This window comes from Pseudomonas sp. NMI760_13 (assembly GCF_021283245.1).
Taxonomy (GTDB): domain Bacteria; phylum Pseudomonadota; class Gammaproteobacteria; order Pseudomonadales; family Pseudomonadaceae; genus Aquipseudomonas; species Aquipseudomonas peradeniyensis.
The window spans coordinates 1-10,434 of the sequence record NZ_JAJSRC010000009.1; the positions used below are offsets into that span (position 1 = coordinate 1).

Below are 10,434 nucleotides of genomic sequence, written 5' to 3' on the forward strand. Positions count from 1 at the left end.
CGCGGGCAAGTTCAGGCCGCTACGACCGCTGCAACCGGCTTAGCGTGCTTTATTTTCCGTTTTCTGAGGCGACCCCTTGAGCAACATTGCGAGACCGAGTTCAATCGAATTCGCGCCACCGCATTTCCGAGGGCGTATTTCGAGAAGGACAACGATGCGCGCAGCGGCAGCAAGGGAGACTACATCTTTCGCGACTCCGATGAAGCTGGCACCGAGATCGTCTCGATCATGTTCGAGATGAAGAACGAGAATGACGAAACTGCCACCAAGAAGAAGAACGAAGACTTCCTGAAGGAGCTCGACAAGGATCGCACCGAGAAGGGCTGTGAGTATGCGGTGCTAGTTTCTCTACTCGAACCGGACAGTGAGTTATATAACACTGGGATCATTGATATGTCCCACCGCCACCCGAAGATGTACATTGTTCGGCCGCAATTTTTCATTCCCATCATCACGCTGCTGCGAAATGCGGCGATGAATTCGCTCAAGTACAAATTGGAACTGGCGCTCGTGAAGGCGCAAAACATCGATATCACGAACTTCGAGACCCAGCTGGATACGTTCAAGACCGCATTCGCGAAAAACTACGACCTCGCCTCCAGGCGATTTCAGACAGCAATCGATGAAATTGACAAGTCGATCGACCACCTACAGAAGACGAAGGAGGCCCTGCTTGGCACCGACAGGAATCTTCGACTTGCGAACGACAAGGCGCAGGACGTGACGATCAAGAAGTTGACTCGGGGTAACCCAACAATGGCTGCGAAGTTCGCCGAACTCAAGGACGGCGGATCTTCTGATGCTGAATGAGTCTGGTCATTCACGTCGGAAGCACGGCCAAGTAGGGATTGTTTGGTGGCACGTCACCGAATACCGATTGCGGCTGAAGAAGCAGGTAGCCGTGTAGCTTGCGCGATTTTCGCGGCCCGGTGACTTCGCAAGTCCAAATATTCAGTCCGCTAGCTTGTTTGCGATGCAGTTGCAGCCGCTCGAAGCGTTTTTGCACCCACCGCCAATCTTGCTGGTTCTCCTGCTTGGCGAATGCGCCTACCTGTGGGTGCTCCTGCGCATAGCGCTGGAAGACGCCTGGGCTGACCAGGTAAGCGGTATCGCTCACCGTATGCACGAGCGCCTTCGCATCGTTGATGATAAGCCGGCGTGATGCGATGCCCTGTTGCAGCCATGTCATGAAGTGCTCGCCGGAGGGCCGCGCCGTTGAGGGCGATGTCGCAGCCGTGGGCATAGACGTCGGTGAAACCGTGACCATCGCTGGCATGGACGCCTCGGGGCGCGTGGCAGGCGTCATGCTCGAAACGACTTCCGCATCTTGCTGGGTGCCGCTCGAATCACCCATGCCAACCATCGTGAGCATGTCCTCCAGCGCGTCGGGCAAGGCCTGGTGGGCCGTGGGCGGCGGAGCCAAGGCAGCGGCGCTGCCGCCTTCCCAAGGTCGGGGCCCCTGGTCTTCCTGGGCGGGCTTCATCACGACCGCAGGCGGGGTAGCTGGCGCACTGGCGTCGTTTTCTGCGAGCGTCGCGTCGATCGCCACCGTACCGGCAAAAGGTGCTGGCCGCTCGCCGGATTCCCAGATCAGCGCCGGCGCCAGTCGCAACAAGGTGAATGAATGGGACCAGCCCGTCGTGCTGATCACGGTCGCGCGCCAGACTGCCTTCCCGTCCGGCGTGGGCTTCAACATGCCGTGATCCTGCAGCACGTTGAACACGGCGGTGTTGTTCGCAGGGATGCCGTCGATGCCCTGGGACAGCAGGTGTGCGCGCAGCTTGTCCGAGACCGTCTTGCTCACCAGCCACAAGCCGTCTTCGGTGAGCCAGCCATCGGAGGCCTCGGGTTGGTTCAGCTTCAGCTCCTCCTTGAGCAGGTAACGCAACCCGTCCAGCAGCTTGCGTTGCAGTGCGTGCTTGGGCGCGACCATGGCGCGGGCAGGATCGCCGCCCAGTTCCAGGGCGACCGAAGCGCGATCGGCCTGCACGACGAGTTCGCCAAGCACCCCAGCGTGTTCGTATTGGCCGGCAAGAACATAAAGCAGCGGTCCCCAGAGCGCGGGGTAGCCGCTGAGCCAGTCCAGGATTTGGCGATCGAGCAGTTGGTGGTGGAGCAATCCCGTCGCGGCGCTGTGCAGGCGGTACTCGCGATCATCGCGGTAGCGGAAGCGGTACGGCTGCTGCAACGGGCCGTGCCAAGGGTGCCAAGTGCTGCCGTCGGCCAGTTCGACATGCAGATCGACGGCGATCTTGCCGATGTCATGCAGCAGCGCAGCGTAGGCGACGGCGGCGGTCCAGGCCTCGGACTGCGCCGCTTGGTCTTCGGGGTTGGCGCCGATAGGTAGCAGATGGGACTGCCGTAGCTTCAGGCTGTAGGCGACGATCTCCAGGCCATGGTCGAGCATGCCGCCGGGGTACGCATGGTGATGGGCCTCCGATGCAGGGAACTGCTGGACCAACTCGGCGTAGCACTCCAGCGGAGCGCGATAGAGGATGGCGAACTGCTTGCGCGACAGCGATGTGCGCTGCCAGATGTGTTCCAGCAGCTTTTGCCGGCGCGGTATCGCCAGTAGGGATGCGGCCGACTCGGGCCGCAGCAGCCCTTTCGGAAGATCAGTGGCTGGCGTTGGCGACGGAGCGGCAGCGACCGAGGCCCGTTTTCGCTGGAACAGGGAGAGCATGAGGGTGTCCTGATGGCGGGCCGACCGGGAGGCCTTTTTGCTTTTTCGAGGTAGGGCCTTTCCCCTTGCACTCCATTCCCTTCCCCTTTCGGCCTTTTGGCCCTTAACAGCCTTTGGGTATAGGGCGCCAGGCGTTGATCGTCCACCACCAATGCGGGTTGCAGCGGGGCCGGATTGATGCGGGAAGGCGGGCTGTTCCCAGCCTACGATGGGCCGATTCTTGGACTCGGGAGGACGCCATGAGGCCCCACCGCATTGACGATGTAAGGAAGTTTCCTTACAATGCAGGCATTGCCTCCAGGAGAACCGCCATGCCTGCCATTCATGAAGTTGCCACGCTGACCTCCAAAGGCCAGATCACGCTACCCAAGTCAATCCGGCAGGCGCTTGGCGCCGATACCGGCAGCAAGCTCGCGTTCGAGCTGCGTGGCAGTGAAGTCGTCGTGACCCGTGCTGATGCCGAGCACGAAGACCCCGCCATTGCCGCGTTCCTGACCCTTCTGGCCCGCGATATTGAGGCTGGCCGGAACATTCGCGGGTTGCCGAAGGATCTGGCTCGCACGATGCTAGAGCATGCGGGCCACAAGGTGAGCCTGGCCGACGATTTCGATGAGGACGTGGAAATTTGATGCAACAGCATGGCTGGACGCTGCTGTTCCACGACAACTTGATCGAGCAGATGATGAAACTGCGCGCAGCTGTGCTGCGTGCGCAAGAGAGCGACCCGGAGCGCTTCGGGTCCAACGCCAACGTCAAGTTCTTCCGGGCCTTGGTCCAGTTGATGCAAGATGTGGTGCCGGGCGATCCAGCCCGCGACGAATATCGTCAGGGCAACACCATGGGGCCGGCTTATCGCCATTGGCGGCGGGCCAAACTTGGAAGACGGTACCGGCTGTTCTTCCGGTACGACTCGAAGGCGAAGGTCATCGTATATGCCTGGGTCAACGACGAGCAGACCTTGCGGTCATCGGGCAGCAAGTCAGATCCATACGCAGTGTTCGAGAAGATGCTCGGGCGGGGAAATCCGCCAGACGACTGGAACGCATTGGTACAGGTAAGCAGGCAGGATTGGAGCAAACTGGAGTAGGCATTCCTCACGTAGCAGGAGACGACCATGAACACGACGACCCGAATCAGCACCTCGGAGCGCCTCGGCCGCACCGTCGGTCGTGGATGGCGCACTTATGTGCGTGGCGAGCGACGGTTGTCGAACTGGCTCGCCTCCAAGGGGGTGCCGGTCGTTGGTGCCGCTATGGGATTGTGGGTGGTCAAGCTGGTCGCACTTGGTGTGCTGCTGTACACCGCGTCTTGGCTGGCGCTGCTGCTGGTGGCCGCGGTGGTGGCTGCATGGGTGGCGCGCAATGCGGGCCTGGACGACGACCCGACCGAGCCGGAATGGCGCAACGGGCCTGCTGGATTCGGTCTGTACACCTACGATGGTTTCCGAATCGATCCGCACATCGAGGACGACGAGTAGCGCTGCTCACTTTTTTGAGATGGCATTGATCGCAATGCCTCCGCCCTTGCCTCCGGCAGCCTTGGCGTCCCCCGTTGCCCCGGCGAGGCCTTGCAGGACATTCCCGGCGCGAACACCCGCCCAAGCCAAGGCCATGATCCAGAACGTGGGCAGCACGATGAACATCGTGCCCATGACGAACATCAGAAGCATGTCGCCGAAGGCATTGTTCAGCCCCACCAACGGGTCGAAGTTGGTGTGCGGCCGGTTCCAGCCGAACCCCCAGCCATAGAGCGCATCCAAGATCGTTGAATCGACCCAGCGTGCGAGCTGGAACCAGAAATCCACGAAGAACAGCGCGAACTGCACGACGCTCACGGTGACGACCGTCTTCAGGTCATAGGTGCCCACGACCAGCACCAGCGGGATGCAGATCACGAGCGCCATCTTGAGCAGCGCGAGCACCATGGGCAGCGCCTGGCGCACCACGTCCATCGCCGGGAACGCGGCGACCGCCCCCACGGCCATCCCGACGTCGCCAGCCGCGCGCGTCACGATGTTCGGCAAGGTCTTGTCGATCTGGCCGCCGTAGTCGGTATAGACCGAACCCTGGTTGAGCTTCTGCTGCCGTGGCGAGGCAATCGCGCGGATCACGGAATCGTCCACCTCGGCACGGCTCAGGAATCCGGCCCAGCCCGCCAGGCGATTCAACAGGCTCGGGTCCACCTGCCCCAGCAGCCGCGCACGCAGGCCGTTGCTGCCGTCGGCCCACCACTGCCTGCAGTTCGGGTAGCCGCCACCGCTGGCCACTTGCGCAAGCCCCGCATCGCGGGTGCTGTCGTAGGGCCAGTCGTCGCGCGGCGTGCTGGAGCGGTAGGTGTCGTAGTAGCCGCTCGTGTCCGTGAAGAAGTGCGAACCGATCCAGGTCACGTCGTGCATCTGCGTCTCATCGAGGTTCGGGCGCTGCATGAACAGCTTGGCGCGCGCCGGCCCGTAGCAGTCGCGCGAGAAATCCGCCACCTCCTGAGCCAGCACCGGATCGTCGATGCGCGTGGCGTCGATCTCCATGCGCATCTGCCGCAGATCGGTGCCGCACGGGATTGCGGCCACCGAGGCCCCCGTGACGGCGCGCGAGAGCGCGTGCATGAAACCCCACCAGACCGGCACCTTGGCACTCTGGTTGTTGATGGTGCTGAAGGACTGCGACCAGCCGGTATCCGTGGGCTGCGGCACGCTGACCTGGCACTGGGCCGAGCGCGAGCTGTCGTACTGGATGGTGTTGAGATCCACGTCGATGAACGGGATGCCCGCAAACATCACCACCACGATGGCGACGAACACCCGGTTCTCGATGCGCGCAGCCGAGAGCACACCCTTGTTGCCTTCGTCGGCTCCCTCCGAGCGGGCCTTCAACCATTCCTGCACGATGATCGCAACGAACGGCAGCGCGAAGACACCGCTGGAGACCAGCACCGCCCAGATGCCGTTATGGACGATCCAGGACACGAGGGTCAGGTAGTACTCCAGGTAGTCGGTCGTGAAAAGCGTCATGGCCCGAATCTCCCTTCAGCCCTGCATCAGCAGGCTGGCTTCCAGCACCACGATGGCGAAGACGCCGGCGATCTCGCTGCGCACCAGGCGGCGCCGTGCCTGCCCATCTGTCCCGTTTTGTTCCTCGCGTGCCAGCAGCCGGCGGCGCATCCAGACCCAGCCATAGGCCGTCGCCCCATACAGGCACAACCGCCACACCAGGAAGTAGCCCGCGGCAGCCACCAGCCACTGCTCCCATCCAGCAACGCTGCCGACGAGGTAGATACCGACGATGTTGGCGCCCACGGCCGCGGCGACGAGCATCACCGCCCACAGCAGTGCCTGCCCCACGCGCCGGCTGAACAGCCAGCGCGGGCGCCACGAGGTCGTGCTCATGGCCGGCTCCCTGGGTTGCCCTTCTGCAACTGGTCGAGGCGGTCGGGCACCGGGTCGCCTTCGTAGATGCCGCGCGAGCCGGCCGCGCGCGTGCCGTGGCGCTGGATGATGGCCATCGGCGAGTTGTTGGCCAGCTCGCGGCGCAGTTCCAGTTCGGTCTTAAGGTTGCGGATCTCCTGGTCGAGCGTGTCGCTTTCGTGGTTCACCGCCGCGACCGCCAGCTGGTTCGCCGCCACGTTGGGTTCCTTCTTGCCGGTCAGCAGCGTGCGCTGGAGCAGCAACGCTTTCTCCAACACCGACGACAGCGCGACCTCCGATGCCAGGCGCCGCGCCAGCAGCTCCTTGTCCGGCTCGTCACGCAGCGCCTCGATCACGCCCCGCGTAATGGGCAGCGAGGTGCTGCCGGCCGCACGCAAGTGCTCGAACGTCGTGTTGCGCGTCCCCGAGACCAGTTCCTGCAGGGCTTCCAGTTTCTCCTCGTACTCCTCCTGGATCAGCGGCGTCAGTCCGACGCCGGGCACCGTCTCGGTCTTGGTGCAGGCATCGCAGGTGCGCTGCACCTGTTCCCCAAGCACCCGTGTCGCCCATTCGGTGGCCTGCTGCGGCGACGTCCAGGTCTGGCAGGACAGGCTTGCGCAACTGGTGGGCGCGATGGAGGACGTGTCAGTCACGCCGCGGCCGTTGACGAGGTTGTAACCCGCGCGGGTCACGTCGCCGACCACCCGGACGGCGGGCTGGCCCGCGCCACCGGCATTGCTGCCGCCGACCCAGGGCACGCCATCGTTGCCACGGCGCGTTTCGGCCTGCTCGATCGCCGACACGGCATCCGTGCTCGACACCGCATCGCGCAACGCCATGCCTTCGGCCATCTGACTCCAGCCCAACTGGCCGCCCGCCGTGTCGGCCATCCTCTCGGCCATGGCGCGGCACGTCAGCTTCGAGCGGTCGAAATCCAGCCGCGCCTGCAGCACGCCGTTGGTCAGCAGGTTGTACAGACCGGGATCGGCGCGCTGGATGATCAGCGCAGGCAGGGATGCCACGGCGCTCGTGGCGCTCTGGATCACGTTGCTCATGATCTGCTGGAAGCCGTTCGTGATGCCGTTGAGCTGGTTGCGCAGCGTGGTCTGGATGCTCATGTCGCCGCAGATGAGATTGCTGTTCCAGCCCACGCCGACCCCGATCGAGCGCATGCCGGCGGCGCGGCCCATGGATACCGCGCTGCCGCCGCCGATCGAGTACATGACTTCATCGCCGATGACGGGGCCGCTGGTCTGGAAGCCAGCCTGCGCCCACGCGAGGCCGCAGCCCAGGGCGAGCGCGCCGGCCAGCACTGTGGGGCGCAGCAGGCGGCATGCCTTGGTGGAGAGGTTCATCAGTTCAGGACGCTTCATCGCCGTACCCTCATTGGAAATCGACGCTGCCGAGGAACACCTGGCCCCGGCGTTCGCAGCACGAATAAGGCCGCCACAGCGCCCAGGCGTAGTCGCCTTGCTGGGCCTGGGTCAGGAAGCCGCTGCGCGGGAAGACCGTGCAGGACGAGGACAGGACGGGCGTGAGTTCCTGCCACTTGCCGGTCGAGGCATCGCCTTCCATCAGCGCGCCGGCAGGCCAGTAGCCGGGCCGCGAGTTCGCGAGCAGCGGCTGGTAGACGTGGATCTGCCCGCGGCGCGTGACGACATCGCCGGCGCGCTGGGCCACCACGGCGCCAGCCTTGTGGTCGTCGGCCTGGTGCAGGAAGCCGCCGCGCGGATACACGTTGCCCCACAGGTTCAGCGTGGTGCGCGCGCCGACCTCGCGCCTGCCCGGAATCAGCGCCTCCGGGTAGGCCATCTCGGGCACGTTGTAGCGCCAGGCCAGCGTGTCCAGGGTGCTGAGCAGGTATGGCATGAACGCCGTACCCGCACCCTCGCAGAAGTAGCCCGACGATGAGACGAACTGGTTGAACACCTCGACGCCGGGGTGGCCGATGACGTCCGCGTTCTTGAACTTGGCGAGATTGTTCTCGTGGTCTTCGTTGGTGGTGCCGTCTCCGCCGGCCTGGGCCGAAGGGTTGGGCGTGCTCATCGGACGAACTTCGACCCAGGGGTTCTCGCCGGTGTTGCTGTAGCTGGAGACGACCGCATCCGGGATGTAGTGGCGAACTTTGATGGACGTGCGCACCGTGCAGCCCGTCCAGGTGCAGTAGAGCCAGTAGCAGATGCCGACGACGCGGTATTCGAGGCAGTCTGGCGATGCCACTGAGCCAACGATGGTTGCGGTGTTGAGGGCGTAGCTGCCCGTGGCGCTGAGCAGCAGCACTGAGGCCACGCCAGCACGCAGGAGGCGCATCCGCTCGAAGGGGCGGGTCATGGCTGCGGCCTCCGGTGTTGCGCAACGCGCGCGACGGCACGGGCCACGTCCGGCTCGCCATAGACCACGTAACGCTGATCCACCACGACTGCCGGAATGCTGGTGACGCCCAGGCTCCAGGCGTCGGCGACGCCCTGGTATGCGGAAGCGATGCGGCGCTGGAGGCCGGCACCGCCGTTGTTCAGGCGGCGCTTGACGATGGCCGTGGCCTGCTCGGGATCGGCGGGCAGCTGTGCGGAAAGCTCGGCTTCGATGCGCTGGCCTTCATCCAGCTCGATCAGCCGCTCTCCACCCATAGTCTTGACCGGGTGGCGGCTGTCGGTGACGACCACCACATCGGCGGCGAAGGTGGCTGGGCTGAAAACGGCCAAGGATGCCGGCAGTGCAACGGCCAGGCCAAGGGTTCGCCAGCCGGATGCGAAGCGGAATAAAGATGCTGGCATGTCGCGTGCCCTGGAAGTTGATCAGAGCCATAGTCGAACGCGAACCCGCTGCCGCCCCAACAAACAATGCGCATCGCGGGCACCCCGCATACCTTTTCGGTGCTGTCGCATGGAAAAAGCGGAGGCCGAAGCCTCCGCTGTGATTACAAAAGACCAGACTCGGCGAACGAGTACGGTGCGCCTTGACCAATCACGAAATGGTCGAGTACCCGCACGTCGATAAGCGCCAAGGCCGTCTTCAACTGCTCGGTCAGCAACCGATCCGCATTGGATGGCTCGGTGGTGCCCGAGGGGTGCTGATGCGCGAAGATGACCGCAGCGGCGTTCAGTTGCAACGCTCGCTGCAGCACGACACGTGGATAAACCGAGGTCGCATTGATCGTTCCATGGAACATCGGCTCCACGGCCAGCACGGCGTGCATGCTGTTCATGAACACGACGACGAATATTTCGTTGGGCTCGGCGACCAGCTTCAAACGAAGGTAGTCCCTGACCGCTGCGGGCCGCTCAAGACGTGGCCCTGCTTTGAAAACCCGCCGCTCCAGCAACACGATGGCTTGCTGAACGATCCAGTCCTCGTTCTGAATAGAAATATCGGAAAGCGACTCCAGGCAGGAGTCATTGATGACGACAGACATGGCGAACCTCCAGGCAGGGAAATCGGAGAGCGCACATGCCCCTGGAGGGCAGGCCCTCCAGGGAATGGAACAACGGAACAAGGTGCATCCATCACCGCTGCTGCGGTGATCGTTCGCGCCCAGGATGCGAGGCGAACGGGTGACGGTCAGCGCAGCGTGCTGCGCCGTAGCCTCAAAGACCGCAGGCTACCTGGGCATGTCGCCGACAACGTCGGCAGGCATTTCGGTGGTCGGTGGAGCGGCGGCATCCTCAGCCACCAGCATGTCCATGGCCGACAGCAGTGCATCGCCTTCGATCGGCCCCTGCAACACGACTGCCTGATCGGTTTGGCGATCCTGCAGACGAATCGAAGGCGTCGCGGTCACGCCGCCCTTGGTGGCTTCCTCGGCCTGAGCGCGAATCACCCTATCCGGTCGCTCGCTGGCCAAACACTGCTCGACGGCTGGGTTGAGGCCGGGATAGCGCAGACCCTCGGGCAAGCCCAAGCCGTCGCTACGTGTGTGCGCATAGATCCATTCAATGGCCTGCCAGAACGCAGCATGCCCGCCACTTTCGGCGGCGCACTCGGCCAGGCGTGCCTCGGCGGAGGCGGCCGGTTCGTGCGCGGCCAGCGGCTGGTGGTGCCATTGCAGAGCTACGTCCGCGTTGGCACCCACCCAGCGCTTGAGCTGCGGGAAGTACGCTCGGCAGAACGGACATTCGAGGTCGGCATAGAGCGTCAGCGTGAAACGGCCCTGCGCGTTGCCCATCTGCCAGGGAGGCCCGGCCACCTGCGCGGTGCTGACCTGCGCGGGAGCCTGCAACGCGGGTTCACTGGGTGCGCGGGACACGAGCCAGATCAACAGCAGTGTGATCAGTCCAATCGCCACGAACCAGGGCCAGCGCCGATGGCGGAGCGCCTGTACCGGCATAGGAATGGAAGGACGTTTCGGTTTCAC

Annotated in this window: 12 protein-coding genes; 4 read left to right on the plus strand and 8 right to left on the minus strand. The window is 64.0% G+C overall.

All coding sequences use genetic code 11. The annotated features are described in order from the left end of the window. A partial coding sequence (locus tag LU671_RS11725) for a DUF2130 domain-containing protein (protein ID WP_218060861.1) occupies window positions 1–810 on the plus strand: 810 nt, incomplete at its 5' end. Between the two features lie 10 nt (window positions 811–820). Here the strand turns inward: LU671_RS11725 and mobH are convergent. Beyond that, the gene (gene mobH / locus LU671_RS11730) at window positions 821–2,683 is read right to left on the minus strand and encodes a MobH family relaxase (protein ID WP_003158656.1); all 1,863 of its coding nucleotides are present in this window, start codon (window positions 2,681–2,683) and stop codon (window positions 821–823) included. A 311-nt stretch (window positions 2,684–2,994) separates the two neighbouring features. On the opposite strand from mobH, the gene LU671_RS11735 reads away from it, so the two are divergent. The 3 genes from LU671_RS11735 to LU671_RS11745 are packed head-to-tail and all read left to right on the plus strand — an operon-like array spanning window position 2,995 to window position 4,160. Continuing rightward, window positions 2,995–3,312 (plus strand): type II toxin-antitoxin system PrlF family antitoxin, encoded by a 318-nt coding sequence (locus LU671_RS11735; protein WP_003158655.1) that lies wholly within the window; start codon window positions 2,995–2,997, stop codon window positions 3,310–3,312. After that, window positions 3,312–3,770 carry a type II toxin-antitoxin system YhaV family toxin gene (locus LU671_RS11740; protein WP_003158654.1) on the plus strand — a complete coding sequence of 153 codons (459 nt, stop codon included), beginning with the start codon at window positions 3,312–3,314 and terminating at the stop codon, window positions 3,768–3,770. The genes LU671_RS11735 and LU671_RS11740 overlap by 1 nt, the downstream gene beginning before the upstream one ends. A 27-nt stretch (window positions 3,771–3,797) precedes the next feature. After that, on the plus strand, window positions 3,798–4,160 hold the full coding sequence (locus tag LU671_RS11745) for a DUF3742 family protein (protein ID WP_003158653.1): 363 nt from the start codon (window positions 3,798–3,800) through the stop codon (window positions 4,158–4,160). 6 nt (window positions 4,161–4,166) lie between these two features. Here LU671_RS11745 and LU671_RS11750 read toward each other — a convergent pair whose 3' ends face one another. The 7 genes from LU671_RS11750 to LU671_RS11780 all read right to left on the minus strand — a co-directional run bounded on the left by LU671_RS11750 (window position 4,167) and on the right by LU671_RS11780 (window position 10,434). Next, window positions 4,167–5,690: a conjugal transfer protein TraG N-terminal domain-containing protein gene (locus LU671_RS11750; protein ID WP_003158652.1), complete on the minus strand. Its 1,524-nt coding sequence runs from the start codon at window positions 5,688–5,690 to the stop codon at window positions 4,167–4,169. 15 nt (window positions 5,691–5,705) lie between these two features. After that, a complete protein-coding gene (locus LU671_RS11755) occupies window positions 5,706–6,065 on the minus strand; it encodes a hypothetical protein (protein ID WP_003158651.1) in 360 nt (119 codons plus the stop codon). Continuing rightward, window positions 6,062–7,456 (minus strand): integrating conjugative element protein, encoded by a 1,395-nt coding sequence (locus LU671_RS11760; RefSeq protein ID WP_003158650.1) that lies wholly within the window; start codon window positions 7,454–7,456, stop codon window positions 6,062–6,064. Before LU671_RS11760 ends, LU671_RS11755 begins: the two co-directional genes overlap by 4 nt. A gap of 10 nt (window positions 7,457–7,466) precedes the next feature. Continuing rightward, window positions 7,467–8,414 (minus strand): TIGR03756 family integrating conjugative element protein, encoded by a 948-nt coding sequence (locus LU671_RS11765; protein WP_003158649.1) that lies wholly within the window; start codon window positions 8,412–8,414, stop codon window positions 7,467–7,469. Beyond that, window positions 8,411–8,857, minus strand: a complete 447-nt coding sequence (locus LU671_RS11770) for a TIGR03757 family integrating conjugative element protein (RefSeq protein ID WP_003158648.1) — start codon at window positions 8,855–8,857, stop codon at window positions 8,411–8,413. Before LU671_RS11770 ends, LU671_RS11765 begins: the two co-directional genes overlap by 4 nt. Window positions 8,858–9,000: 143 nt before the next feature. Further along, on the minus strand, window positions 9,001–9,495 hold the full coding sequence (radC, locus tag LU671_RS11775) for a RadC family protein (RefSeq protein WP_003158647.1): 495 nt from the start codon (window positions 9,493–9,495) through the stop codon (window positions 9,001–9,003). A gap of 186 nt (window positions 9,496–9,681) precedes the next feature. After that, window positions 9,682–10,434 (minus strand): DsbA family protein, encoded by a 753-nt coding sequence (locus tag LU671_RS11780; RefSeq protein ID WP_031299380.1) that lies wholly within the window; start codon window positions 10,432–10,434, stop codon window positions 9,682–9,684.